Annotated in this window: 28 protein-coding genes; 17 read left to right on the top strand and 11 right to left on the bottom strand. The window is 62.0% G+C overall.

All coding sequences use genetic code 11. From position 1 onward, the window contains the following. Position 1 precedes the first annotated feature (1 nt). The gene (locus ACR0NT_RS14895) at positions 2-421 is read left to right on the top strand and encodes an NUDIX hydrolase (protein ID WP_170673612.1); all 420 of its coding nucleotides are present in this window, start codon (positions 2-4) and stop codon (positions 419-421) included. On the opposite strand, the gene ACR0NT_RS14890 is transcribed toward ACR0NT_RS14895, so the two are convergent. The 6 genes from ACR0NT_RS14890 to ACR0NT_RS14865 all read right to left on the bottom strand — a co-directional run bounded on the left by ACR0NT_RS14890 (position 418) and on the right by ACR0NT_RS14865 (position 7915). Next, on the bottom strand, positions 418-3819 hold the full coding sequence (locus ACR0NT_RS14890; protein ID WP_170673615.1) for an efflux RND transporter permease subunit: 3402 nt from the start codon (positions 3817-3819) through the stop codon (positions 418-420). The genes ACR0NT_RS14895 and ACR0NT_RS14890 overlap by 4 nt on opposite strands. Before the next feature lie 5 nt (positions 3820-3824). Continuing rightward, complete coding sequence (locus tag ACR0NT_RS14885) at positions 3825-5279, bottom strand: RND family efflux transporter (protein ID WP_170446321.1); 1455 nt, start codon at positions 5277-5279, stop codon at positions 3825-3827. Positions 5280-5385: 106 nt separating this feature from the next. Next, on the bottom strand, positions 5386-5928 hold the full coding sequence (gene moaB / locus ACR0NT_RS14880; RefSeq protein WP_170673618.1) for a molybdenum cofactor biosynthesis protein B: 543 nt from the start codon (positions 5926-5928) through the stop codon (positions 5386-5388). A gap of 6 nt (positions 5929-5934) precedes the next feature. After that, the gene (locus ACR0NT_RS14875; protein WP_170446325.1) at positions 5935-6555 is read right to left on the bottom strand and encodes a LysE family translocator; all 621 of its coding nucleotides are present in this window, start codon (positions 6553-6555) and stop codon (positions 5935-5937) included. Beyond that, positions 6552-7151, bottom strand: coding sequence for a metallophosphoesterase (locus ACR0NT_RS14870; RefSeq protein WP_170673745.1), 600 nt, complete (start codon positions 7149-7151; stop codon positions 6552-6554). The genes ACR0NT_RS14875 and ACR0NT_RS14870 overlap by 4 nt, the downstream gene beginning before the upstream one ends. Beyond that, on the bottom strand, positions 7151-7915 hold the full coding sequence (locus ACR0NT_RS14865; protein ID WP_170673747.1) for a uracil-DNA glycosylase: 765 nt from the start codon (positions 7913-7915) through the stop codon (positions 7151-7153). The genes ACR0NT_RS14870 and ACR0NT_RS14865 overlap by 1 nt, the downstream gene beginning before the upstream one ends. An 85-nt stretch (positions 7916-8000) precedes the next feature. Between ACR0NT_RS14865 and ACR0NT_RS14860 the strand changes: the two genes are divergently transcribed. The 10 genes from ACR0NT_RS14860 to ACR0NT_RS14815 all read left to right on the top strand — a co-directional run bounded on the left by ACR0NT_RS14860 (position 8001) and on the right by ACR0NT_RS14815 (position 15422). Then, on the top strand, positions 8001-8630 hold the full coding sequence (locus ACR0NT_RS14860; RefSeq protein WP_170673621.1) for a scavenger receptor class F, member 2: 630 nt from the start codon (positions 8001-8003) through the stop codon (positions 8628-8630). A 59-nt stretch (positions 8631-8689) separates the two neighbouring features. Continuing rightward, positions 8690-9625, top strand: a complete 936-nt coding sequence (locus ACR0NT_RS14855) for an aspartate carbamoyltransferase catalytic subunit (RefSeq protein ID WP_170446329.1) — start codon at positions 8690-8692, stop codon at positions 9623-9625. Next, entirely contained in the window at positions 9622-10140 is a 519-nt protein-coding gene (locus ACR0NT_RS14850; protein WP_170446331.1) for a hypothetical protein, read from the top strand. The genes ACR0NT_RS14855 and ACR0NT_RS14850 overlap by 4 nt, the downstream gene beginning before the upstream one ends. After that, entirely contained in the window at positions 10125-10511 is a 387-nt protein-coding gene (locus ACR0NT_RS14845) for a hypothetical protein (protein ID WP_480443297.1), read from the top strand. The genes ACR0NT_RS14850 and ACR0NT_RS14845 overlap by 16 nt, the downstream gene beginning before the upstream one ends. Then, positions 10508-11788 carry a dihydroorotase gene (pyrC, locus tag ACR0NT_RS14840; RefSeq protein WP_170446332.1) on the top strand — a complete coding sequence of 427 codons (1281 nt, stop codon included), beginning with the start codon at positions 10508-10510 and terminating at the stop codon, positions 11786-11788. The genes ACR0NT_RS14845 and pyrC overlap by 4 nt, the downstream gene beginning before the upstream one ends. Next, a complete protein-coding gene (gene plsY, locus ACR0NT_RS14835) occupies positions 11788-12396 on the top strand; it encodes a glycerol-3-phosphate 1-O-acyltransferase PlsY (RefSeq protein WP_170446335.1) in 609 nt (202 codons plus the stop codon). The genes pyrC and plsY overlap by 1 nt, the downstream gene beginning before the upstream one ends. Before the next feature lie 83 nt (positions 12397-12479). Continuing rightward, positions 12480-13022, top strand: a complete 543-nt coding sequence (locus tag ACR0NT_RS14830) for a GbsR/MarR family transcriptional regulator (protein ID WP_480443294.1) — start codon at positions 12480-12482, stop codon at positions 13020-13022. 66 nt (positions 13023-13088) lie between these two features. Beyond that, the gene (locus tag ACR0NT_RS14825) at positions 13089-13925 is read left to right on the top strand and encodes a fatty acid desaturase (RefSeq protein WP_170446336.1); all 837 of its coding nucleotides are present in this window, start codon (positions 13089-13091) and stop codon (positions 13923-13925) included. 223 nt (positions 13926-14148) lie between these two features. Next, positions 14149-14622 carry a YHS domain-containing (seleno)protein gene (locus ACR0NT_RS14820; RefSeq protein WP_170446338.1) on the top strand — a complete coding sequence of 158 codons (474 nt, stop codon included), beginning with the start codon at positions 14149-14151 and terminating at the stop codon, positions 14620-14622. A 266-nt stretch (positions 14623-14888) separates the two neighbouring features. Continuing rightward, on the top strand, positions 14889-15422 hold the full coding sequence (locus ACR0NT_RS14815; RefSeq protein ID WP_170446340.1) for an outer membrane beta-barrel protein: 534 nt from the start codon (positions 14889-14891) through the stop codon (positions 15420-15422). A gap of 52 nt (positions 15423-15474) precedes the next feature. Here ACR0NT_RS14815 and ACR0NT_RS14810 read toward each other — a convergent pair whose 3' ends face one another. Continuing rightward, a complete protein-coding gene (locus ACR0NT_RS14810; RefSeq protein WP_170446342.1) occupies positions 15475-16458 on the bottom strand; it encodes a quinone oxidoreductase family protein in 984 nt (327 codons plus the stop codon). Positions 16459-16651: 193 nt separating this feature from the next. Between ACR0NT_RS14810 and ACR0NT_RS14805 the strand changes: the two genes are divergently transcribed. Then, positions 16652-17509: a DUF2189 domain-containing protein gene (locus tag ACR0NT_RS14805; protein ID WP_170446344.1), complete on the top strand. Its 858-nt coding sequence runs from the start codon at positions 16652-16654 to the stop codon at positions 17507-17509. A 34-nt stretch (positions 17510-17543) separates the two neighbouring features. On the opposite strand, the gene ACR0NT_RS14800 is transcribed toward ACR0NT_RS14805, so the two are convergent. Both ACR0NT_RS14800 and ACR0NT_RS14795 read right to left on the bottom strand, forming a co-directional pair. Further along, on the bottom strand, positions 17544-18530 hold the full coding sequence (locus ACR0NT_RS14800) for an NAD(P)H-quinone oxidoreductase (protein ID WP_170673624.1): 987 nt from the start codon (positions 18528-18530) through the stop codon (positions 17544-17546). 56 nt (positions 18531-18586) lie between these two features. Beyond that, entirely contained in the window at positions 18587-19279 is a 693-nt protein-coding gene (locus ACR0NT_RS14795; protein ID WP_170673627.1) for a COQ9 family protein, read from the bottom strand. Positions 19280-19390: 111 nt separating this feature from the next. On the opposite strand from ACR0NT_RS14795, the gene rpsU reads away from it, so the two are divergent. The 3 genes from rpsU to ACR0NT_RS14780 all read left to right on the top strand — a co-directional run bounded on the left by rpsU (position 19391) and on the right by ACR0NT_RS14780 (position 22314). Further along, positions 19391-19597 carry a 30S ribosomal protein S21 gene (gene rpsU / locus ACR0NT_RS14790; RefSeq protein ID WP_005614280.1) on the top strand — a complete coding sequence of 69 codons (207 nt, stop codon included), beginning with the start codon at positions 19391-19393 and terminating at the stop codon, positions 19595-19597. A gap of 301 nt (positions 19598-19898) precedes the next feature. Next, entirely contained in the window at positions 19899-20921 is a 1023-nt protein-coding gene (locus ACR0NT_RS14785; protein WP_170673630.1) for a CAP domain-containing protein, read from the top strand. Positions 20922-21123: 202 nt separating this feature from the next. Continuing rightward, positions 21124-22314: a CAP domain-containing protein gene (locus ACR0NT_RS14780; protein ID WP_170673631.1), complete on the top strand. Its 1191-nt coding sequence runs from the start codon at positions 21124-21126 to the stop codon at positions 22312-22314. A gap of 56 nt (positions 22315-22370) precedes the next feature. On the opposite strand, the gene ppk2 is transcribed toward ACR0NT_RS14780, so the two are convergent. Beyond that, complete coding sequence (gene ppk2 / locus ACR0NT_RS14775; protein WP_170673634.1) at positions 22371-23294, bottom strand: polyphosphate kinase 2; 924 nt, start codon at positions 23292-23294, stop codon at positions 22371-22373. 277 nt (positions 23295-23571) lie between these two features. On the opposite strand from ppk2, the gene ACR0NT_RS14770 reads away from it, so the two are divergent. Then, entirely contained in the window at positions 23572-24411 is an 840-nt protein-coding gene (locus tag ACR0NT_RS14770; RefSeq protein WP_170673636.1) for a CPBP family intramembrane glutamic endopeptidase, read from the top strand. A gap of 3 nt (positions 24412-24414) precedes the next feature. On the opposite strand, the gene ACR0NT_RS14765 is transcribed toward ACR0NT_RS14770, so the two are convergent. Next, positions 24415-24873 carry an Lrp/AsnC family transcriptional regulator gene (locus tag ACR0NT_RS14765; protein ID WP_170446358.1) on the bottom strand — a complete coding sequence of 153 codons (459 nt, stop codon included), beginning with the start codon at positions 24871-24873 and terminating at the stop codon, positions 24415-24417. A 138-nt stretch (positions 24874-25011) separates the two neighbouring features. Here ACR0NT_RS14765 and ald point away from each other — a divergent pair, with 138 nt between their 5' ends. Next, positions 25012-26130, top strand: a complete 1119-nt coding sequence (ald, locus tag ACR0NT_RS14760) for an alanine dehydrogenase (RefSeq protein ID WP_170446361.1) — start codon at positions 25012-25014, stop codon at positions 26128-26130. Positions 26131-26263 lie beyond the last annotated feature (133 nt).

Below are 26263 nucleotides of genomic sequence, written 5' to 3'. Positions count from 1 at the left end.
GATGGAGAAAACCCCGAAGATCGGCGCGCTGGCCGTTGTTGTGCATGACGCCCAGGTGCTGCTGGTGCAGCGCAGCAAGCAGCCGGACGCGGGGTTGTGGGGGTTTCCCGGCGGTCATGTGGAATGGGGTGAAACCGTCATGCAGGCGGCACAGCGGGAGCTGCGCGAAGAAACCTCGGTCATCGCAGCACCCCTGCACTATCTCGACAATCTGGACCTGCTGCGCCATGACGCTCAGGGCGTTGTGCAGTCGCACTATTTGTTGGTTGGGGTCGCCTGTCAGTATCGCTCGGGCGCTCCGCTGGCCGGGGATGATGCGCTGGACGCCCGCTGGTTTCCGCTTGATCAGATACGCCGGGGTGACCTGCCTATGAGCGACCGCGTCATCGACCTGCTGGAAACCGCCCTGCGTCGGGCTTAGGCCGCCCGCCCTCTGAGGCGTACATAAAGCAGGCCGGACAGCACGACACTCAGAACAAGGATCGGCACGGCACCGGCGATGAAAGCCCCCAGTCCCATTTGCAACGCCGCGACGCCCTCGTCACCTGCATAAAGCCCCGACAACAGGCCAACAGGCGCACCCGAGATTGCAGGCCAGACCATCGTCACACCAAACCACATCAGCAGCGCCATCCCGGTGGCGGTCACCGCGCCCTGCACCACCCGATCCGGAGCCCGCAGTGCCCGGCGCATCGCGGTCATCGGGCGCGACAGGTCATTCAAGATGGCCAGCAGTGCGGGCACCAGCAACAGCACCAGCAGCATCCCGAAGCCCAGCCCGTACACCAGCGTGATCACCGAGGGTTTGAGGAACTGCGCCTGTTGCGACCCTTCATAAAGCAGCGGTGTCAGCCCCAGAACCGTGGTCAGCGTCGTCAGCATCACCGGGCGCAGCCGGTCCGCTGTGCCCTCGACAATCGACGGCACCAGCCCTCGGTCCTGCTGATAAGCGTCGATCGTCGTCACCAGAACAATCGAGTCGTTGATGATGATCCCGGTCATCCCCAACAGGCCGATCACGGTGAACATGCTCAGCGGCACATCCCAGATGTAATGCCCCCAGATCGCGCCCACCAATCCAAACGGTATGATCGCCATCACCACCACAGGCCGCGTCCAGCTGGCAAAGACCCAGGCCAGCACCAGATAGATGCCGGTCAGACACAGGATCAGGCCGGTGCGGGCCTCGTTCAGGAATTCATCCTCCTGCTCGCTCAGGCCCGCCATCTGCCATTCGACCTGCCGTTCGGCGGCGATATCGGGCAGAATCTCTTCGCTCAGGGCTCGGGCGATTTCCGCCGCGCGGGCCGGGTCATCCTCGGAAATGTCACCGATCACGGAAATCACCCGCAGACCGTTTTCGCGCCGCACGGCCGAGAAACCCGATTTACGCTCGACCGAAACGATATCGGCCAGCGGCACGTAGACCCCGTCCGGTGTGCGCATCAGTGTGCGTTCCAGGAAATCGGCGGTCAGCTCGCCCTTGGGCAGTTCCACCCGGATCTCGGCGCTGCGGGGGCCGTCGGGGAAGGTTGCGGCCTCGATCCCGTTCAACCGATCCCGCAAGACGCGGCCCAGTGTCTCCATACGAAAGCCCAGCGCCTGCCCCTTGGCGGTCAGGTCCAGAATGAAATCTTCCTTGTCATAGGCCAGATTGTCCTCAAGCGCCGACACTTCGGGGTATTTCGACAGCTCGGCCTGCAAATCCTCGGACGCGGCCTTGAGCGTGTTCACGTCGGCGCCATAGAACTGCACGTCAATGGCATCACCGCCCGGCCCGGAGCGCCAGCCGCGGAAGGTCAGCAACTCGACCTTGGGATGGCGCGGGACGAAATCCTGCAGCTCGCCCACGAATTCAAAGCTGGAATAGGGGCGCAGGTCCGAGTCGATCAGTTCAATCGAAACTCCGCCCAGCAGGTCCCCGTCCTTGCCATCGGCGGCGCTCAGGTTGAACCACCCGGCATTGCCGCCGACCTCGGCCAGAATATAGTCGATGGGGTTGCGCCCGTGGCGTTCTTCATAAATCCGGCCCAGCTCTTCTGCGGCGCGCTGCATCTGGTGCATCATTTCCAGCGTGTCTTCGCGGGTGGCACCTTCGACCATGATGAAATTGCCGGTGACCGAGCCCCGTTCCGGCGCGTTGAAGAACCGCCAGTTCACATCACCCTTGATGAACAGGGCAATCTGGCTGGCCAGAATCACCACCATCACCGCCACCACCACATAGCGCGCCCAGACGACCCAGGCGATCAGCGGGCGGAACAGGTGGTCCCGCACCCAGCGGAACCCGCGATTGACCACCCGGTTGGGCCAGTCATACCAGTGTTCCTTGGCCGAATGCGTAATCGCATGGGCCATGTGGTTGGGCAGGATCAGGAAACACTCGATCAGCGAGGCCAGCAGCACCGCGATCACGGTAAAGGGGATGTCGCCAATCAACTCTCCGAACCGGCCACCGATGGCAGTGAGGCCGAAGAACGCGATGACGGTGGTCAGGGTGGCGGCAAAGACCGGCATCGCCATGCGCCGTGCGGCGCTTTCAGCGGCCACCACGGGGGCCTCGCCCAGCCTCCGGGCGCGGAAATCGGCGTGTTCGCCCACAACGATGGCGTCATCCACCACAATGCCCAATGTGATGATCAGCCCGAACAGCGAGATCATGTTGATCGACAGCCCGCCGATATACATGAACGCAATCGCTGCGGACATCGCCACAGGAATACCCGCCGCAACCCAGAAGGCGATGCGGGCGTTCAGGAACAGGAACAGCAAACAGACCACAAGGCCCAGCCCCACCAGCCCGTTATCGACCAGAATATCCAGACGCTCGGTGATGGCCTGCGCGCGGGTGCGGATCAGCTCGATGGTCACGCCTTCGGGCAGGCTGGCCTGCAGTTCGGCCACCACGTCCTCGACCGTGTGCTGGATCTTGATGGCGTCCCCCAGATTGGACCGGTCCACCCGCACGGACATGGCCGGGTTCTCGCCAACGAAATAGCTGCGGTTGCGGGTGACCCCTTCGACCCGGATGTCCGCCACATCACCCACAAAAAGCTTGGAACCGTCGGCAAAGTTGCGCAGTGCGATACCCTCGATCTCTTCTGGGGTGCGCTTTTCCGTGCCGGTGCGAATGCGGGCATTGGCGCCGGTGACATCGCCCGCCGGGTTGGCCATAGCCTCGGCCGCGATGGCCTGCGCGATTTCCGAGAGGGTGACGTCATTGGCGATCAGCTGTGCTGTCGGCACTTCGACCACCACGCGGGGCGCGGCAATGCCCCGGATCGTGGTGCGGGTCACGCCAACCGCAAACAGGCGGCTGATCAATTCGTCGGTGAATTTCGCCAACTGGTCCGGGTCGACCGGGCCGGTCACCACAACATCCGTGACCCGATCGCGCCACGCCCCGCGCCTGATCGAGGGTTCCTCGGCATCGTCGGGCAGGTTGGTCACACCATCGACGGCGGTTCGAACCTCATCCACGGCGCGCGACATGTCCCAGTTGGGCTCGAACTCCAGCCGGATATTGGCCCGCCCCTCGCGCGAGGTCGAGGTCGTGCTCGCCACCCCTTCGACCGCCAGCAGGGCCGGTTCCAGCAACTGAACGATGCCGTTATCGACATCCTCGGGACCGGCGCCTTCCCATTTGATGGCCACGTTCACACGTTCAAGGATCACGTCCGGAAAAAACTGCGCCCGCATCGCCGGAATTGCCGCCGCACCCAGAACCAGCATCACCAGCAACAGCAGGTTGGCGACCGTCCTGTGGCGGGTGAAATAGCTTAGGATACCGCCCGCCGCGCCTGGGATCTCGCGCATCATGGCGCCTAACCCCCTGCCCGGTTTTCGATGCTGCGCACCAGAGAGGCCGGAACCTTGGGCGCGCTGAGCTGGCTCAGGGCGCTGGCCTTGGCCTCAGTGGTCATCTGATCGCTGGCCTCGACCTGCGCCACCAGTTGGGCGCGTTGTTCGTCGGACAGTTCGACCAGCCCCGGATCGGCCCCGGCATTGGCCTCATCCCGCAGCGGTCGCACACGCACCCCGCCGCCCAGCAGCGGCGTGCGGCCAATCACAACCTCGCGCCCGACCAGCCCCTGCCCGCGCAGCAGCACCTCATCGCCCTGACGACGGATCAGCTGCACCGGCAGCGCCTCGAGCCGGTCATCGGCGCCCAGCACCAGCACCGTGCCCGCCGCGTCCAGAACCGAGGAGGGCAGGCGCACCACATTGTCCAGCGGCTGTTCCTCGACCGTGACTGTGACGAAATCGCCGGGCTTGAACCCCGGCGCGTCCTCCAGCCTTGCATAGACCAGCCGCCCGGTCTGGCCTTCGCCCGCGGAACCGCTGTCGCGGCTGATGCGGCCATGGGCCGTCAGGTCGGTGCCCGTCACCTCAAGCGATACGGTGACCGGTGCGTTGATCAGGTCGCCCTCGGCATCCAGCAGACGCACGAACTGCGCGGTCGAGACGCGAAAGGCCACCTCAAGCGCGGTGGGATCAACCAGTTCCGCCAGCTTTTCATTGGCCGACACCAGCCGCCCTTCGACCAAGGTCACATCCGTCAGCGTCCCGGCAAACCGCGCACGAACGGTCATGTCATCCAGATCACGTTCGGCGGCCTCAAGCGCGATGCGGGCGCGGGCCAGCAAGGTGGTCGCCTGATCAACCCGCGATTCCGCCTGCGCCAGCGATATGCGGCGCGCCAGAACCGATTGCTGGGCAGCCGCCTCGGCCAGTTCCGCCTCTTCCACCGCGGCAGGGGTTCCGACCCCGCGGCCCTGCAGGTCTTTCTGCCGTTGCAAGGCGCGCCCCCGCAAGGCGGCCTGCGCCTCGGCCGAGTTCAATTCGTCCTGCGCTAGCAGCAGCGATCGTTCCGCGTCGCGTTCTTCAAATTGGGCGTCCAGCAAGTCGGACTTGGCGCGATCCAGCGCCGACTGCGCATCCGCCGGGTCCAGTTCGACCAAAACCTCGCCTGCGGCGACAACGCCGCCATCTTCGAAATCTTCGGCCAGAGACACCACCCGTCCGCCCAGCGCGGCGCGCAATTCCAGACGGCGGCGGCTTTGCACCTCGCCAAAGGCCTCAAGATAGGGGGTGACGGTTTCAAGTTCGGCCGGGCGCACGCTGACGGCAAAGATGCGTTCACGCGCCTCGGGTGGCGTGTTTTCGCGCGTCAGCGCGTCCTGCACCGCGCCGGTGATCATCTGTACCGCGACAAACAGCAAGGCCAGCGTCAGAAACGCCAGAAAGACACCAACAAGGCTTTGCCTCAGAAATCGCATCAATCACTCACCCCGGTCGCATCAGGCTGCCACGTGCAAAAGGTAGCCGGGCACAGAAAAATGCCAAGCCACAAAGCGGTTACAAACAGTTATACGTGCAACCAGTCTACTTCCGTCGCAGATGTTCGTCCAATCGGGGCATTATTTCCACGAAATTACAGGGGCGGTGGCGGTAATCGAACTGTTTTTCCAGAATCCCGTCCCAGGCATCCTTGCAGGCGCCGGGGCTGCCGGGCAGCGCAAACAGATAGGTGCCGCCCGCCACGCCGCCCGTGGCGCGGGATTGCACGGCGGAGGTGCCGATCTTTTCCATTGAAATAATGGTGAACACCGTGCCGAACGCCTCGATTTCCTTTTCATAGACGTCGCGATGTGCCTCAACCGATACATCGCGGCCTGTCAGGCCGGTGCCCCCGGTCGAGATCACCACATCAATCTCGGGATCACCAACCCACAGCCGCAGCTGGGCCGCGATCTCGACCCGCTCATCCCGGATGATCTTGCGGTCGGCCACCGAATGGCCGGCGCGCTCGATCCGGTCGACCAGCGTCTGACCCGAGCGGTCTTCATCCAGCGTCCGTGTATCCGAGACGGTCAGAACGGCGATCCGAACCGGAATGAACTCCTTGCTTTCATCAATGCGCGACATTTGGCGTCAGGCCCTTTCCATGATGGCAAGCCGGACGGCAAGGGCGGTGAAAATCCCCCCCGTCACCCAGCCCATGATACGAGAGGCGCGCGGGTTCGAGATCAGAACCTTGCCCGCGCCACCGGCAAATATGCCCACCAGCCCGTTCACGACAAACCCGCCCAGCGCGATGATGACGCCGAAAATCAGGAATTGCGGCAGGATCGGGCCGGTGGCGGGGTTCACGAATTGCGGGATGAAGGCCAAGACAAACAGGATGACCTTGGGATTGGTCAGGTTCACCACCATCCCGTCCCGAAACGCATGGCTTGTGGGTTTCGCGGGCGCATCGGCAGACACCGCCCCGTTCCGGATCGCCCCCCATGCCAGATACAGCAGATAGGCCACGCCCATCCAGCGGATCACGTCGAACAGCCACGGCAGGCTGTTCACCGCGGCACCCAATCCCAGCCCGGCCAGCAGCACGTGCACCATCAGCCCCAGCGAGATACCCGCGCTGGCCACCAGCGCCGGGCGGGCACCGGATCGCAGGCCCTGACCAAAGCAGAACATCATGTCGGCGCCGGGGGTGAAGTTCAGCGCCAGGGCTGCCGGGATGAATGCCAGCAGAGTGACCGTTTCTATCATAAGGTGACCTCGAACCAGTTTACCTTGGGGCCAAGATTGGCGATCTGCGTGCGCCCTAGCGCGCCGCGATAGCCCCAGCTGTCGTGGATATGGCCGCACAGCGCGTATTGCGGCTGCAACCGTTCGACCGCGTCGCGCACGGCGACCGAGCCGACCGCGTCGCCCTGCGACGTGACATCGCCATACCCCTTGGGCGGAGAATGCGCGATCAGAATATCCGCGCCATCGCAGCGATCCAGCAACTCGGTGGCCTCGGCATCGGTCAGGTCGCAGGACCAGTCGCCAAACGGCGTGACCGGCACACCGTAGCCCAGCCCGAACAGGCGCAATCCGTCCAGGGTCATGCCGGTGCCATGCAGCACATGGCCACCTTCGGGCGCCGCGTCGGTCAGTTCCTGCGCGCTTTCCGCATTGCCGGGCACCATGACAAAGGGCGCGGTGATGCCGGACAGCATCGCCATCGCCTCATCCAGCCCCTGCCGCATGTTGCAGAAATCTCCGGCTCCGATCACCAGATCGGCTTTGGCGCTGGCGGCCACAACCTCGGCCGCGCGGTTGCGGGCCATATGCAGGTCGGAAAAGGCCAGAACGCGCATCATTTCCCCTCCAGCTTGGCCCTGAGCTCCAGCAGATCGGCCCAGGCCTGCCGCTTCATCTGCGGCTGACGCAGCAGATAAGCCGGGTGGAACATCGGGATGACCGGCAGGTTCAGCGCCTGATCCCATTGCCCGCGCAGCCGTGTGATGCCGCGTTTGCCCAGCACCGCCTGACAGCTGATATTGCCCATGATCACCAGAACCTCGGGCTTGGCCAGCGCCACGTGGCGTTCGAGGAAGGGCTTCATCATGCCGATTTCTTCGGGCTTCGGGTCACGGTTTTGCGGCGGTCGCCACGGCAGGACATTGGTGATATAGACGTTCTGGCTGCGATCCAGATCAATCGCGGCCAGCATCCGATCCAGCAATTGCCCGGCGCGGCCAACAAAAGGCTTGCCCTCGCGGTCTTCCTCGCGGCCCGGGGCCTCGCCTATGATCATCACCCGCGCGCCCGGCGTGCCGTCGGCAAACACCAACTGCCGGGCACCGCGCTTCAACTCGCAATGGTCGAAACCGTCCATCGCTGCCCGCAATTGATCCAGCGACCCGGCGCTTTGGGCAGCGGCCTTTGCCACCGCGACCGGATCGACCTTTTTCGGCTTTTCGGGCGCGGCCTGAACGACTGCGGGTTTCTTGGCCTTGGGCGCAGTATCGGGCAGCGCATACCGGTCGACCGGCGCATCACCGATCGCATCCGTTGCGCCCAGTTCGATCTGCCAGTCCAGCAGCGCCCGCGCAGTATGATAGTCCAAAGCCGATTCCATACCCCTCAATCTAACCAGCTTTTGATCGAGGGAAAGCGAATAGGCCTTGATCGGGCGGTCCGTCGCACCGACCATTGCGGCATTCATGTTGGTTCTTGTGCGATTCCTTTTGATTTCCCTGCTGCTGATCCCGCTCAGCGGCCCCTCCTTTGCGCAACTGTTCGACCGCAACGGCCAATGCCGCCCCGGTCAGTTCCAATGCGGCACCCGCTGCTGTTCCGGTGGCCAAAGATGCAGCTTTGACGGCCACTGCATCCCGCTGGGTGGTACCTATTGCGGCGGCGGGCGCACCTGCGGACCGTTCGAACGCTGCGTGGCCGGGGGCACACGCTGCGCCCCAGCAGGGGCTAACAAATGCACCTCGCGCCTTGATTGCCCTGGAGGCACCTTCTGCAACGCGCGCGGCGAATGCGAACGGACCTCACCCGAGTTTGACCCGAACACCGCCATCGAAGGGTTGCCCAGCCTATGCGATGACGGCCAATCCTGCGCGGCGGGTACGTCCTGCCTGCCGGGCGGCGGATGCTCGCGCCCCGGCTGGTTTTTGTGCGAGGAAACCGACTCGCAATGCCGCCCCGGCTTCAAATGTTCCGAGCATCAGGGCTGCGTGCCGATCAAGGCCGTCGATTGCGGCTATGGCAAGTGGTGCAAACCTGGTGAGCAATGTCTGCCCGAAGGCGGATGCGAGAAACTGCCCGAAGGATCTGATCCTTAGGTTGCCCTCGCGCGCGGGGCTTTCTATAAGCGGCTCGATTGTCAGACAGGAGCCCGCCCATGCGTTTCGCCCATCGTCACCTTCTTGGCATCGAGCATCTGTCGCAGTCCGATATCACCGCCATCCTCGATCTGGCCGAGAAATACGTCGACATGAACCGCCAGTCGACCAAGCGTTCCGACGTGCTGTCGGGGCTGACGCAGATCAACATGTTCTTCGAAAACTCGACCCGCACGCAGGCCAGTTTCGAACTGGCGGGCAAACGTCTGGGCGCGGATGTGATGAACATGGCGATGCAGGCCAGTTCAATCAAAAAAGGCGAAACCCTGATCGACACCGCAATGACGCTGAACGCGATGCATCCCGATCTGCTGGTGGTGCGGCATCCGCATTCCGGTGCGGTCGACCTGCTGGCGCAGAAGGTGAATTGCGCGGTACTGAACGCGGGCGACGGGCGGCATGAACACCCGACGCAGGCGCTGCTGGACGCGCTGACCATTCGCCGCGCCAAGGGACGTCTGCATCGTCTGAACATCGCGATCTGTGGTGACGTGGCCCATTCCCGCGTGGCACGGTCGAACCTGATCCTGCTGGGCAAGATGGAAAACCGCATTCGCCTGATCGGGCCGCCGACGCTGGTGCCTGGCCAGTTCGCCGAGTTCGGCGCCGAGATCTATGACGACATGAACGAGGGCCTGAAAGACGTCGACGTCGTCATGATGCTGCGGCTTCAGAAAGAACGGATGGATGGCGGCTTTATCCCCTCGGAACGCGAATACTATCACCGCTATGGTCTGGATGCCGCCAAGCTGGCACTGGCCAAGCCCGACGCCATCGTCATGCACCCCGGCCCGATGAATCGCGGCGTCGAGATTGACGGCACGCTGGCCGATGACATCAATCGATCCGTTATTCAGGAACAGGTCGAGATGGGCGTCGCCGTCCGCATGGCTGCGATGGAACTGCTGGCCCGCAATCAGCGAGACGCCGCATGAGCGATCTGACCGTCGCCCGCCATGAACGCGGCGTGATCCGCCTGTTCACGCTGGACATGCGCCCGGAAGAGGCGAAGTTCCTGCGCGAACCGGGCGCTGCCGATCAGGTCTTGGGCGTGACGGGGCTGGATACGGATCAGATCGACGTTTTTTCGGTCTCGGACCTCGAAGACCTTGGGCTTATTGGCTATTTGAACGAGGGCTGTAGCGTCTCTGCCGATCAACTGGATCGCGCCGCGCTGGAGGCCATCGAAGGTTGGGTCATGGTCATCCGCAGCGCCGCCTTCGGCGACCGCGCGGCAACGCTGGCGCCGGACCCGAGGCTGCATCTGGCCGGTCTTTACACCGAAGAGACCACCAACTGGACTGGCGGTCCGATTGAAACCGAAAGCGCTAAGCCGTTCTCGGCGCCGCAAGCCGTGCCGCAGGATGACCGGCCCCGCCGCATCGGCTCGGCCGTTCTGGCGCTGGTGATCCTGCTGGCTATCGGAGGTGCCCTGTGGCTGATCCTGTGACTTTTGCCCCCGACAAAGGCGCCTATATCCGCACCAACGCATGGCTTGCTGCCTTTGCGATGGCCGGCGCGATGATCATCCTCTGGCTGATCGGCAACCCCTATCCCTGGACCGGCGCACCTGCGGGCCTTGCGGCCATCGGCATCCGCGCGTGGTATCTGGCCTCCGAAGAGCTGGTTGCCACGTGGGAGATGTCCGACACCACCCTCACCGGCCCTGGGTCCCGCAAGGTGGCGCTGAACCAGATACAGGCGGTCAATACCATGGGCAGCTTTGTCCAGATCGTCACCAAGGGCGGCGACAAGCACCTGATTAAATACCAGGCCAACCCGGCCGCCACCAAAGCCGCAATCGAAAGGGCGATGGCATGAGCAACCTGATCTTTACCAACGCCCGCCTGATCGACCCCGAGGCCGGGACGGACAGCCTCGGCTGGCTACAGGTGGCCGAAGGCCGGATTACCGCGCGCGGTGAAGGCGAGGCACCAACACTGGACGCACAAGTCATCGACTGCAGCGGGCAGTGCCTTGCGCCGGGGATCGTCGATATCGGCGTCAAGGTCTGCGAACCCGGGGAACGGCACAAGGAAAGCTACAAATCCGCCGGTCTGGCCGCCGCCGCCGGAGGGGTGACCACCATCGTCACCCGCCCCGATACACTGCCTGCGGTCGACACCCCGGAAACGCTGGAATTCGCAACCCGGCGCGCGCAGGCCGATGCGCCGGTGAACGTGCTGCCGATGGCCGCCCTGACCAAGAACCGCGAAGGGCGCGAAATGACCGAGATCGGCTTTCTACAAGATGCCGGGGCCGTCGCCTTCACCGATTGCGATCACGTCATCGCCTATACAAAGGTGTTTTCCCGCGCGCTGACCTATGCACGGTCCTGCGGCGCGCTGGTCATCGCCCACCCGCAGGAACCCGGCCTCAGCAATGGCGCGGCGGCCACCAGCGGCAAGTTCGCCGCCCTGCGGGGATTGCCTGCGGTGTCACCGATGGCGGAACGCATGGGCCTGGACCGCGACATCGCGCTGCTGGAAATGACCGGTGCGGCCTATCACGCCGACCAGATCACCACTGCCCGCGCCCTGCCCGCGCTGGAACGCGCCAAGCGCAACGGGCTGAATATCACCGCCGGAACCTCGATCCACCATCTGACGCTGAATGAGCTGGACGTGGCCGACTATCGCACCTTCTTCAAGGTCAAACCGCCGCTGCGGTCGGAAGACGACCGGCAGGCGGTGATCGACGCGGTGCGGTCCGGCCTGATCGACATCATCAGCTCGATGCACACGCCGCAGGACGAGGAGAGCAAGCGCCTGCCGTTTGAAGAGGCGGCCTCGGGCGCGGTGGCGCTGGAAACGCTGCTGCCTGCGGCGCTGCGGCTGTATCACGCGGATCAGCTGGACCTGCCCATCCTGTTCCGCGCCATGGCCCTGAACCCAGCGAAACGGCTGGGGCTGGACGCGGGCCGCCTGGCCGAGGGCGCACCTGCCGATCTGGTGCTGTTCGACCCGGATGTGCCCTTTGTGCTTGACCGGTTTTCACTAAAATCGAAATCCCAGAACACACCGTTTGACGGCCAGCGGATGCAGGGTAAGGTCACCGCAACTTATGTCGCAGGCCAAGAAGTTTACCGGAGATCCTGATGCCCCTACTCGACAGCACGACGACCCAGCTGATCCTCTGGGCCGCGATTGGGTATCTGATGGGGTCGGTCCCCTTTGGCATGATCGTCGCCAAGATCATGGGGCTGGGCAATCTGCGCAATATCGGGTCGGGCAATATAGGCGCGACCAATGTGCTGCGGACCGGCAACAAGGGCGCCGCCGCGCTGACTCTGCTTTTTGACGCCGGCAAAGGCGCGGTGGCTGTACTGCTGGCACGCGCATTGGCCGGGGAGGACGCCGCCCAGATCGCCGCCCTGACCGCGTTTCTGGGCCATTGCTTTCCGGTCTGGCTGGGGTTCAAGGGCGGCAAGGGCGTGGCCACCTTTCTGGGCCTGTGGCTGGCGCTGGACTGGCGCGTGGGCGTCGCCTGCTGTTTAAGCTGGCTGGTCGCGGCCGCAATCTGGCGGATTTCGTCTCTGGGCGCGTTGGTCGCCGCGGCGATGTCGACTGTCTGGGTGCTGCTGCTGACGGACGGGTCGACCTTTTTCCTGGGCGTCATCCTGACCTTGCTGGTCTATTGGCGGCATTCCGAAAACATCGCCCGCATCAGGGCTGGGACAGAACCCCGGATCGGCTCAAAAACCTGATGGGCGTTCACGGTCAGCTCGGGGCTTGATTCACTGAAATTTTCCTGTAATTTCTGTCATAACAGAAATTTGTGGAACCTAAGATGCACCTGACGCAATCCATGCAGGATTTCATCCTTCACTGGGGGGATATGGGCTCAAAATGGGGCGTGAACCGGTCTGTGGCGCAGATCCACGCTCTGCTGCATATCTCGCCCGAGCCACTGACGGCAGATGATATCTGCGAAACGCTTGGGCTGGCGCGGTCAAACGTGTCGAACGGGTTGAAGGAATTGCAAAGCTGGAAACTGGTCAAGGCCAGCCGGAAACTCGGGGATCGCCGCGATCATTTCCACTCGGTCCGGGATATGTTCGACCTGACAAAAGCCGTGGTCGAAGGTCGGCGCGAGCGGGAATTTGTTCCGACCCTCGCGGCCATGCGCGCCGCTGCCGAAGAGGCCCGCACCGATGGAACCCCGGACAAGGTTCGCAAGCGTCTGGAAGAGACACTGGACACCATGCAGATGTTTGATGACTGGTATGTTGACGTGAACCGGTTGCCACGGCGGGTTCAGCTTGCCGTGGTCAGACTTGGCGGTCGAATTGCCCGGCTGCTGCCGAAAGGCTCAGGAGATCCATCCGAATAATTTTTTGCCCTCTAATTTCTGTAAATACAGAAATAACTGTAATTGATATCATCGAAAGGACTTCAAATGCCTGACGCAACTCCAACCCACCACCCCGAACGAGCGCCAACAAATGTTGACTGGGCCGATCTGACCATGCTCAGCCGTTGGGACAAAATCAGGGAAATGTTGTTGCCGCTGCCCTGGCTGGTGCTTTCACTTGCGCTTTACAGCACAGCCTTGTGGCCGCTGGGAAGCCTTGCCAGCTTTATGTTCTTTCTGTGCGGGCTGCGCCTGAACCACGAGGCGATCCACAGCAATCTGGGTCTGTCCCGCCGCCGGGACAGAGTCGTCATGCATGTGTTGAGCGCTTTGATGCTGGGGTCCAACCACGCCTTTTGCCACTGTCACCTTATGCATCACAAACACGCCATGGGGCCGGGTGACTGCGAAGGACGCTGCGGGCATATGACCCTGCCGCAGGTTCTGATCTACGGACCGCGCTTTCCGATTGATATCAACCGCAATGCGTGGCGTGATGCGAACGCTAAAACCCGCAGGCGCATCCTGATCGACTGGGCACTGGTCGGTGCTGTTGTCGCAATCGCTGCACTGACCGCCTCGCAAGCCCTTATTCTGCATGTGCTGGCGATGATCGTCGCGCAATCTCTTGCTGCTTTGTTTGCCGTCTGGATCACGCATCAGGGCACCCACGATAGCGGCGTTGCCGCCCGCAGTCAGCGCGGCCTTCTCGCCCGATTGGCCTATCTGATGTTCTATCACCGCGAGCATCACCTGTTCCCGAAAGTTCCCGTCAGCCGCTTGCCTGTATTGGCAGACCGGCTGGACCGCTCGGTGACCGGGTACGCTGCCCGTCGCAAACCGGTTGTCGGTTGGCTGGAGCCGCGCCGATACCGCATCTGAGCTGGGTTCCCGTCGGACGCCATCCGGCCGTTCAGACCTGCGCGCCTGCACAGGCCCCCTTCGCCGTCGCACATTCACAATTGATTGTTTTGAACGTGATGACGCGATTGCCCACTTCGGTTGCGTGACGGCCAATTACCGGCCGCACGGACAAAAATCCCAAGGGGTGTCCAGGCGTAATTTCAGCGCCGCCGGATCGCCCGTTTCACGAAAGGTGAAAACAATGAACAAGATCAAATCCATCCTTGGCGGCGTTGCGCTGTCCGTTGCAATCGCAAGCTCGGCCCTGGCCGCAGGCGTTGAACTGAACGCAAGCTCGACCGGTCTGGCGCTGCAGGGTTACGACCCGGTTGCCTATTTCACCGAAGGTCAGCCGACCAAGGGCGATTACCGCATCACCGCGCTGCACAATGACGCGCTGTACCGCTTTGCCACTGAGGAAAACAAAGCCGCGTTCGAAGAGAACCCCGAAGCCTACCTGCCAGCATACGGTGGCTACTGCGCATTCGGTGCAGCGATGGGCTTCAAGTTCGACGGCGATCCGACCTATTGGAAGATCGTCGACAACAAGCTGTACTTGAACCTGTCGCAGGACATTCAGGAACGCTGGGAAGGCGATATCCCGGGCTTTATCGACCAAGCCAGCGCCAACTGGGAAACCATTGCCGACAAGACCCCGGCAGAACTGCAGCAATAACCTGCTGACAGAAATCACCGGATCGGCGGCGGATCACTCTGCCGCCGATTGCCATTTGCAACACCCATTTTGAAAACCTACATTTAAAGGAAAGAAAACGCCCGTTTCAGCGGGCCGGTGCCGCCACCGATTACAAACGCGGCGCATCTTTTGGGTCGGACACTTTGAACAAACTGTGATCCGGTCGTGAAACCGGACCGTAGTGATCAATACACACGCAGGCAGCGCGGATTTGCTGCAGCCCATTTCCGATGAAAGGACATAACATGAAAGGTAAGTTTCTTCTCGCCTCAGTGATCGCGGCCTTTTCCGCGGGTGCGGCCGCAGCGCAGTCCTCGGGCAACTGGACCGGCTTTTATGGCGGCTTGCAGCTGGGTTACGCCGATATCAACACCAGCGCATCGGGCGTGGACGGCGACGGCGTGATCGGCGGCATCATTCTGGGCTATGACTACGACCTGAGCGATTGGGTTGTCGGTCTGGGTTTCGACTATGACTGGACCGGTATCGGGCTGGCCCCCGGCGTCGAGGTCGAAGAGGTCTGGCGCGTCAAGGCGCGCGCGGGCTACAAGGTGACGTCCAAGGGCCTGCTATACGGCGTCGGCGGCTTTGCCGAAGCCGGAACCGATAGCCTTGGCAGCGAGGATGGTTGGTTCATCGGGGCAGGCTATGAACAGATCGTCGCCCCGAACATCAGCGTTGGCGGCGAGATCCTTTATCACGAATTCGACAATTTCGACCGCACCGGCATCGACGTGGACGCAACCACCGTACAGGTGCGCGCGGCCTATCGGTTCTGATCGGACGACAGGTCAGCAACGGACCCGGCCCCTATAGGCCGGGTTCTGCGTGTCAGGGCTCCAGAACCGTGCTGCCGGTGGTCTGCCGGGCCTCAAGCGCGCGGTGGGCCTCGGCGACCTGATCCAACGGAAAACGCTGGTCGATGTGGAGTTTGACCTCTCCGCCCTCGACCTTGCCGAACAGGCGCCGGGCCATCGCCTGACAGACCGTGTGATCGGAAATATGGGTGAACAGGGTTGGCCGGGTGACCTTTAGCGAGCCCTTCTTCGCCAGAATTCCGATATCCATCAGCGGCACCGGCCCAGACGCGTTACCGAACGAAATCATCATTCCCAAAGGTTTCAGGCTGTCCAGTGATCCGTTGAACGTATCCGCTCCGATCGAGTCCATCACCACGTCCACGCCCTTGCCGCCGGTGATCTCGGCCACGCGGTCGGCAAAGTTCTCTTTGCGGTAATTGATGCAATGGGTCGCCCCGTTGAACTGGGCCAGGCTGCATTTTTCATCCGTACCAGCGGTGCCGATCAGGGTGATCCCCTCGGATTTGGCCCATTGGCAGGCGATCAGGCCCACGCCCCCCGCCGCCGCGTGAAACAGCACGGTATCGCCGCGTTTCAGCGGCGTGGTGCGGTGAAACAGGTATTCCACCGTCATTCCCTTGAGCATCATCGCCGCCGCCGCATCGAATGAAATCCCGTCGGGCAAGGGGCAAACCTGCGCCGCAGGCATCACCCGCGCATCGGAATAGGCGCCCGACGGCGCGGCGGCATAGGCAGCACGCTGGCCGGGCTCCAGATGGGTCACACCTTCGCCGACGGCTTCGATCACACCTGCGGCCTCCATGCCCAAAGCGTGCGGCAACTCCATCGGGTACAGCCCCGTGCGCTGATAGACATCGATGAAATTCAACCCGCAGGCATGGTGGCGGATGCGCACCTCTCCGGGTCCGGGATCGCCCAGGGGGCGGTCTTCGATCTTCAGAACTTCGGGGCCGCCGTGTTCGTGAATGACGACGGTTCTTGCCGTTTGCTGCATGCTGACCTCCTGTTGCCTGCAGCCAAGCTAACACGCCTGTAAATAAGGGCAATCGGCACGATTCCGCGCCGCGCAACCGCAACGCGAAAAAATGTGCTATACTCATGACCGGGCGTTGCCGGCTGGTCCGGCCAAGGGCAACCGATGCCGGAACCACCCTGCTGCGCGGATACGCAAAGGGAGGGGAAAGACGATGGCCAAGACGATTGGAAATCCGATCAGCTGGACCGCCCGGAATATCGGCGCGACCGGCGATCATATTGCAGAAAGCGTGAACCGCATCGGCAGCGCAGATACACGGCATCTGCCAGAGGTACGGACCCTGACGATGCAGGACCTGCGCGCCTGTCTGCGGGCAGGCTATGGCGATTTTCTGGAAACGCGGGCCGATGCCATATTCATCGTGCTGATCTACCCTATCGCGGGGTTGCTGATGTTCGGCTTCGGCCTGAACCGCAATATGGTGCCGCTGCTGGCACCGCTGATTCTGGGGTTTGCCCTGATTGGCCCGATCGCCGCCGTGGGCCTGTATGAAATCAGCCGCAAACGCGAAAAGGGGGGCGAGGTGCACTGGCTGGACGCGTTCGGGGTGTTCCAGTCGCCATCCTTCGGGGCAATCCTGATGCTGGGCTTTTATCTGGTCATGTGGCTGCTGATCTGGCTGATGGTCGCGCAGAGCATCTTTGTCCACACGCTGGGCCCAGACCTGCCCACATCAATCGGCGCCTTTGTCACGCAGGTCTTCACCACTGGCGCGGGCTGGACGATGATCATCTTCGGCAACGCGGTGGGGTTCCTATTTGCTCTGGTCGCGCTGGCCATCAGCGTAGTCAGCTTTCCGCTGCTGCTGGATCGCAAGGTGGGGCTGCCGGTGGCGGTCGTGACCTCGGTGCGGGTGCTGCGGCACAATCCCGGAGTGATTCTGGCATGGGGGTTCATCGTCGCTGCCCTGTTGGTCCTTGGCGCGATCCCGTTGATGCTGGGGCTGATCGTGGTGATGCCTGTTCTGGGCCACGCTACATGGCACTTGTATCGCCGCGCGGTGGCCTGACGGAAGGCGCGCGGGACAAGCCCGCGCAGCCCTGTTAACCCGCGACCTTCAGGACGATCTTGCCGATATGGCCCGAGCTTTCCATCCGCGCGTGCGCCGCTGACGCCTCTGCAAGATCGAACTCGCTGTCCATGACGGGGGCAACCTTCCCGGCCTCCAGCAACGGCCAGACCGCCTCACGCAGTTCCTGAGCGATTTTCGCCTTGGCCAGATCGCCTTGCGGACGCAGGGTGCTGCCGGTCAGGGTCAGGCGTTTGACCATCATCAGGGCAAAGTTCAGCTCGACCTTCGGCCCCTGCAGAAAGGCGATCTGCACCAGACGGCCATCCTCAGCCAGCGTTTTGACATTGCGCGGGATATAGTCGCCGCCCACCATATCGAGGATCAGGTTTGCACCGCCCTCGGCCCGCATCACGCCGACGAAATCCTCATCGCGGTAGTTGATCGCCCGCTCGGCGCCCAGCTTGACGCAGGCCTCGCATTTCTCATCCGATCCGGCAGTGGCAAAGACACGGGCTCCAAACGCATGGGCCAATTGGATCGCCGTTGTACCGATCCCGCTTGAGCCGCCATGCACCAGAAACCGCTCGCCAGCCTTCAGCCCGCCGCGCATGAAGACGTTGGACCAGACGGTAAAGAAGGTCTCGGGCAGGCAGGCGGCCTCTTTCATCCCCATGCCCTTGGGGACCGGCAAACAATGTGCGGCGGGGGTGGCTACGTATTCCGCATATCCGCCACCGGGCAGCAAGGCGCAAACCTGATCGCCGACCGAAAGCCCTTCGACCCCGGTGCCTACGGCAACCACTTCGCCCGACGCTTCAAGCCCCGGCAGATCGCTGGCGCCCGGAGGCGGATCATAGGCCCCTGCCCGTTGCAACGCATCGGGGCGATTCACCCCTGCATAAGCGACCTTGAGGATCACCTGGCCGTTTTGCGGCTCGGGGATCGGGCGTTCGGTCAGGTGCAGAACATCCGGGCCGCCGGGCTGCGAGATTTCTACGGCGCGCATCGTCTGGGTCATGGGCAAATCCTCCTTTGCCCAATGCCTAACAGGCAAATTCCGGAAGGCCCAGATACTTACTTGCGCGGGTCCAGCATCCCGGGCAGATCAGCGCGCATTTTCATCGGCGGCTTTACCTGGCTGGCAAACCAGTTCGGCACCGCAAGGAACGGCTTGAACAGCGGATTGTCGTTCACCTGCGCCTTGAGCTTTTCGAACTGCATGACGTTGTCGATGCGGCGATCCAGAAACGCCCACGTTTTTTCGTGATCCGGGGACTCATCCCCCAGCCAGAACAACAGGGTCGAGGAATAGACCCCCGACAGGGTCGCGCGCTTGGTGTACCAGTTCACATCGTCCGAAGTGTCGCCCAGCGTGTCCCAGATCAGGTCGCAGGTCTGCCACAGCGCCTTGGCCCCGTCCGCCGCATGGGTCGGCAGGGAAAACAGCGTCATCCCCCGGCGCACCAACTCCTTGTCGGTCACGGCCTCAAGCCGGAACCGGACGCCGGCCGCCACGCGGTCGCGGAATTTCATCTCGCTCAGGTCGGTGGATTTCAGACGGTCCACCATGGCCGCATCGCCTCGCGCATGAAACGCCAGCGCCAGATCAACCGCACCGCGGGGGCAGATCGCGCGTGCCAAACCGTCCTCCAGATCGCAATCGGTGATCGCGGCGCGAAAGCTGACCTCGGACCAGCCATCAAACGGCACATGGATCAGGATCGCATCCAAAAGCTGTTGTTTTGCATCTTCATAAGTGACAGTCATGGCGGTTCTCCGGTTCTCGGGGCCAGTACTAGACAAGATAGACCGGCTTTGCTATACGGCCAACTCCTGCAATTTCCTTGCAACTCTATCTAGAAAGGTGGTGACAACCACATGCAGGTTAGTGTTCGCGACAATAACGTCGATCAGGCGCTTCGTGCCCTGAAGAAAAAGCTGCAGCGCGAAGGCGTGTTCCGTGAAATGAAGCTGAAGCAACATTTCGAGAAACCGTCCGAGAAAAAAGCGCGCGAGAAGGCTGAAGCGATCCGTCGTGCCCGTAAACTGGCACGTAAGAAAGCACAGCGCGAAGGTCTGCTCTAAGAGCTGCCTGAGTCTCGTCCAGCTTTGGATGACACTATTTGACGACCCCCGAGGCCCCGCCCGGGGGTTTGTCGTTTCTGGCACCGGTTGTATTTCGCCGAATCATCCACCGCTTTAAGCGGCAAGCTGCCAGATTCGGCACAGCAACATTTTGCCCGGCATTTTGCAGCGCAGCGAATCTCTGACCGGCAGCATGCACCTGCCGGATTCCGCCTGAATCCCCGCCTCCTCTGTCCGTCCGTTCGGTGCCCCCTGTAACTGGCCCGGTCTGCACAGACGACCACTCAAACCGGAGGCAACCATGTCAACTGCAAGTACATTCGAGCAAGAAATGCTGGCGCTGATCAATGAAGAGCGCACATCCCGCGGGCTGAACCCGCTGAAACTGGAAACCCGCCTGAATGACTCGGCCGAGGATCACAGCGCCTGGATGCTGAACACCGATACGTTCAGCCACACCGGATCGAACGGGTCCAGCGCGACCGAGCGGATGCGGGACGCCGGGTTCGACTTTTCCGGCAACTGGCGGTCGGGTGAGAACATCGCCTGGCAATCGGAACGCGGCGCGCAGGGCATCAGCGATGATGTCGAGCAGCTGCACCAGAGCCTGATGAACAGCCCGGGCCACCGCGCCAATATCCTGAACCCCGACTACGAATACATCGGGATCGGCATCGAAGAAGGCAACTATAACGGCTGGGACGCCGTCATGGTGACCCAGAACTTTGCCACCACCGATGGCACTGTGGTGCTGGACAACGGCGCCGCACCGATCCCACCGGTGGAAGAGCCTGTGGCAGAAGACCCCGTTGTGGAAGAGCCCGACGTCACCGAGAATGAGGAACCGGTGGACGAAACACCAGACACTGACGTCACCGAGACCGAGGAACCGGCGGACGAAACCCCTGACACCGATGTCACCGAGACCGAAGAACCGGCAGACGAAACACCAGACACCGATGTCACCGAGACCGAAGAGCCGGTAGACGAGCCTGAGGTCACCGAGACCGAGGAACCGGCGGACGAAACGCCCGACACCGACGTCACCGAAGCCCCGGCGGATGATTGTTTCGACGTGGAAGGGTTCCTTGCGGCGATCGAAGACTTCGTGAACGACCTGCTGGTCCTGGTTGACGATTTCCGGCTGAACGATGTCCCGGCAACCGATACCGCAGAGGTTGAGGATGACTTCATGCTGACCTGGGACATGTGTGACGACGCCCCGACCGAAACCGATGTCACGTCGGACATGGGTGCGGACATGCAGGACGATTTCTTCACCTTCGTCTCGATCGACAACGCCTGCATGATGGACTTCGTCTAAGCTTACATCCGGCACGCGGGGCGCCTTTTCGGTGCCCCGCGCTTACGTGCGGGTCAATCTGCGCAGGATTCCGCACAAATGAGGCAAAACCGGCGGTGACAATTCGCTCAGCAGGCCGAGGCGTCCGGTTTGTGACCTTATCCCGTCAAAGTCTCGCCATTAATGTCCCGCCAAAATAACGCAATCTACTGGAGGCAGAATCATGTCAACCGCTAGCGATCTTGAACGGCAGATGCTTGCATTGATCAATGCAGAGCGCGCGCAGGCGGGGCTGCCCCCCGTCCAGCTTGAACTCAACCTGAACGAGGCCGCCGAAGATCACAGTCAATGGATGTTGAACACCAACCGGTTCGACCATACGGGTGTCGGCGGCTCGCAGCCGTGGGACCGGATGGAAGATGCCGGGTTCAACTTTGCGGGCAACTGGCGCGCAACCGAGAACATCGCCTGGCAGTCCGTTCGCGGCGAACCGGGCCTGTCCGACGACGTTGTCGACCTGCATAACAGCCTGATGAACAGCCCCGGCCACCGGGCCAACATCCTTGATCCAAATGTCACCCTGGTCGGGATCGGCATCGAGGTCGGCAATTTCGACGGCTATAACGCGATCATCGTGACGCAGAACTTTGCCCGCACCACTGGCGCGGTTCAACTGGATACCGGTGGCTCGACACCCGCGCCCACCCCTGCCCCTACGCCTACGCCTCCAGAGCCGGGACCTGAATATGTAAACGCCGGCACCGTCGGTGATAACGGGGATGACTGGTTCGCCCTGCACCTCAACCAGGCCGGGTCGCTGGAAGGGCGCGGCGGCAGCGACACGCTTAACGGTGCAAACGGCGGCGATTTTCTTCACGGCGGCACGGGCAATGATACGGTTGTCGGATATGGCGGCAACGACGTCCTGATCGGCGGTCAGGGAACAGACCTGCTCAGAGGTGGTGGCGGAGACGACTTTGCTCAGGGCGGCAGGGGCAACGACAGGCTGCATGGCGGCGATGGCAATGACCTGCTGTTGGGCGGCACCGAGAATGACCGGATTCAATCGGGCTACGGCAATGACACCCTGCGGGGCGGACACGGTCAGGACGACCTTTTTGGCGGGGCGGGCAACGACATTCTGTATGGCGGCCGCGACGACGACGACCTGACTGGCGGGTCCGGTTCAGACCTGTTCGTCTTCACCTCCGGGACGGACACCGTTCTGGACTTCTCCAGTGACGACTACATCGACCTCAGAGGCCCGACCTCGATCACCGGGTACAGCGATCTGATGAACAATCACATTTCGCAGTCCGGCAGCGATGTTGTGATCGACGACGGCAACGGCAACAGCCTGATCCTGGCGAACACGCAAGTGTCAGAGTTGACACAGGACTTTTTCCTGTTCTGATGCGCCCGGCATTCCAAACTGAAAACGCCCCCGGTTTCGGGGGCGTTTTTTTGTGATCAATAGATCTTGGGCACGTGCAGCTCATCCGGCAGGACGCGGCGTTCGTATTCCGGGTTGTAGCGCCTGTCCGGCAGATTGACCTTTTCCTGCGGCACATCGGTGTAGGGGATTTTGGTCAGCAGATGCTCGATACAATTCAGGCGCTCGCGTTTCTTGTCATTGCCTTCGACAATATACCACGGTGCCTCGGGGATGTTGGTGCGGAAAAGCATATCTTCCTTGGCCTTGGTGTAGGCCTCCCAGCGGATGCGGGATTCCAGATCCATCGGCGACAGTTTCCACTGCTTCATCGGGTCATGAATACGCATGAGGAATCGCAGCTGCTGTTCCTCATCCGTGATCGAGAACCAGTATTTCAGCAGGATGATCCCTGACCGCACCAGCATCCGTTCGAATTCGGGAACGTCCTGAAAGAACTGCTCGACCTGATCGTCGCTGGCAAAGCCCATCACCCGCTCGACCCCGGCACGGTTATACCAGGAGCGATCGAACAGAACGATTTCACCCGCTGCAGGCAGGTGCGGAACATAACGCTGGAAATACCACTGGCTTTGTTCACGTCGGCTGGGCGCGGGCAGAGCCACGACGCGGGCCACCCGCGGATTCAGACGCTGGGTGATGCGTTTGATCACGCCCCCCTTGCCCGCACTGTCGCGGCCTTCGAACAGAATGCAGACCTTGGCGCCGGTGTGTTGCACCCAATCCTGAACTCTGATCAGCTCAGCCTGCAGGCGCAGCAGGTTGCGGAAATAGACCTTGCGATCCAGCATGTCCGGATGCTGATCCTTGTAGATCTTGCGGACTTCCATCGAGAGCATGGGCTCGCTGAACTCGATCTCGAAATCTTCGTCCAGCGTGTCTTCCAACTCGGCTTCCAGCCAGTCTTTGGGCGCGTCATTGTTTTCGTAAGCCAAGGTCATATCCTTATCGTCTATCGGGTCCGGACCGTACAGGGCGCGTGTAACCACCTGATGTCATCAGAGAAATTGATGAAACCCTCGCCAATTATGCGCTGCGGATGCCAATACATGCAACGCAGGCGGGCGTTCGGTCTTCCCCTTTTTGAACCCCCAAGCGGTGGGATACAAGCGTAAGAATTGCCGCATTGCCAACGGGTTGGCCTAAAGCTGCCGCTTCGGCCCTTGCCACAGACCACAATCCAACGGCAAAAACGACCCGTCAAAGCATGAGACGACCGTGACGTATTTTCTCTCCCTTCTGCCCGCAATTTGGCCCTGGTTCATCCTGATTGCCGCGCAAACAGGCGCCGCGTCAGGCCAGCAGAAGCTGGGCCTGACCCTGCTGGCCGCGTTTGGCGGCATCGCACTGGCGCTTGGATTGGTCACACCGCTGGCGGTGGGGATCGCCGGCCTTGGGTTGCTGGGGGCTGCTGGGCTGCGCCGCCTGTCCGGGCCCATGGCTTTGGCAGGGCATCTGGCACTGATCCTGTGGTGCCTCGCGCTGGCGGCGCATCTGGTTCCCGGATTTCACAACCTGCTGGTCCTGGATCAGGTGCAGGCCGGGCCGGACAGCACTGACTTCACCCTGTATCTGAACCTGGACAAACCGCTGGTGTTGTTTGCCGTTCTGCTGGTCTGGCCCCGAATGATCCAAGGCGCCGAACCGACCAAAACCGCGCCGCTGGTGTTTGGCCTGATCCTGCTCCCCGCGCTGTTCCTGCTAGGGCTCGCCACCGGCGCGGTCCGGCCCGAGATCGGCCTGCCCCCGTGGTGGCTGATCTTTGCGCTGTCGAACCTGTTTCTGACCTGTCTCACCGAAGAGGCCTTTTTCCACGGTTATCTGCAATCAGTTATTATCACAAAATTCGGGGCGACCCTTGGAATCGTAACGGCCAGCCTGCTGTTCGGTCTGGCCCACGCGGGCGGAGGCCCGGCGCTGGTGGTGTTCGCTTCGATCCTCGGGGCGGCCTGCGGGTTGGGCTACTATGCGACCGGGCGGCTTTGGGTGCCGGTTCTGATGCATTTCGGCTTCAACGCCTTGCATCTGGCCCTGTTCACCTATCCCGGTCCGGTCTGAACGTCATACCGGCAAGGCAGTGGTCTTGAACACCGTGCGTAACGCAAACGAGCTTTGCATCTGCGCCACCCCCGGCAGACGTGACAGGTATTGGCGATGGATACGGGCAAAATCCTCGGTATTTTCGGCAACGACCTTCAGGATATAATCCGCCGTGCCCGCCATCAGATGACATTCCAACACGTCGGGAATACGGGCTACGGCCTTTTCGAACGCGTCCAGCAGCTCTTCCGCCTGTCCCTGCAAGGTGATCTCGACGAACACCGTCGTCGGTACATTCATCTTGCGCGCATCCAGCAGCGCCACGTAATTGCGGATATAGCCGTCCGCCTCCAGCCGCTGCACCCGCCGGTGGCAGGCTGACGGAGACAGATTCACCTGCTCGGACAGTTCGGCATTCGACATGCGGCCGTCCCGCTGCAGAGCCGCCAAAATCTTTCTATCCGTCGCATCCACGCTCATTGACGCAATTCCTTTGCAGAGATTTAGCAATTTAGCGGAAATTCTCCCGAAGAAAAGCCAATTCGCGGGCAGAGTTTCACAGAAATTGCGCCTTGGAATGCCCATAATTTAAGCAGTTTATGAATGGAGGAGCAAAAAATGAAAATCGGTTGCCCCAAGGAAATCAAACCCCAGGAATTTCGCGTCGGCATGACCCCCAACGCCGCGCAAGAGGCCGTCGCGCGCGGACATGAGGTCCTGATCGAAACCAATGCCGGTCTCGGCTCGGGCTTCGACAACGACGCTTATATCGCTGCAGGCGCACGGATCATCGACACGGCCGAAGAGGTGTTTGCCACCGCCGACATGATCGTCAAGGTCAAGGAGCCGCAGGCGGTCGAGCGCAAGATGCTGCGTGAAGGTCAGCTGCTGTTCACCTACCTGCACCTAGCACCCGACCCGGATCAGACCCATGACCTGCTGGAATCGGGCTGTACTGCGATTGCTTATGAAACCGTGACCGATTCAAGCGGCGGCCTGCCCCTGCTGGCCCCGATGTCCGAGGTTGCGGGCCGTCTGGCACCGCAGGTCGGATCGTGGACCCTGCAAAAGGCCAATGGCGGTCGCGGCGTCCTGATGGGCGGCGTTCCTGGTGTGGGGCCAGCTAAGGTTATCGTGATCGGCGGCGGTGTCGTCGGCACCCACGCAGCAAAGATTGCAGCCGGTATGGGTGCAGATGTCACCGTCCTGGACCGCTCGCTGCCGCGCCTGCGCTATCTGGACGATGTGTTCGGCCGCCAGTTCAACAACCAGTATTCGACCGCTGGTGCCACCGCTGAACTGATCCAAACCGCTGACATGGTTATCGGCGCGGTTCTGATCCCCGGTGCGGCTGCTCCCAAGCTGATCACCCGCGACCAGCTGTCCACCATGAAGCCCGGTGCGGTTCTTGTGGACGTCGCCATCGACCAGGGCGGTTGTTTCGAAACCTCCAAGGCAACGACCCACGCTGATCCGATCTACGAAGTGGACGGCATCATGCACTATTGTGTTGCCAACATGCCAGGTGCCGTTGCACGCACCTCGACCATCGCACTTGGCAACGCGACCATGCCCTTCATGCTGTCGCTGGCGGACAAGGGCTGGAAGCAAGCGTGTCAGGACGATCCGCACCTGCTGGCCGGTCTGAACGTACATGCCGGCAAACTAACCTATGAAGCGGTTGGCACAGCACTGGGCATCGATGTGGTCGCACCCGAGGCGGTCATTAACGCCTAAGGCCTCCCGCCCCTGAAAGCGCCCTCTGACGAGGGCGTTTACAGCGTTGGGCCGGGCGCCGCACCTGCGGTGCAGCGCGGTTACGTGAATCGCAACGGTCCCGCAAACGAAACGGCGCCGCGCGTTCCGCGCG

Source organism: Ruegeria sp. AB10 (assembly GCF_056542745.1).
The sequence above is the reverse complement of the archived record's forward strand: the minus strand, read 5'-3'. Positions and strand labels throughout refer to the sequence as shown.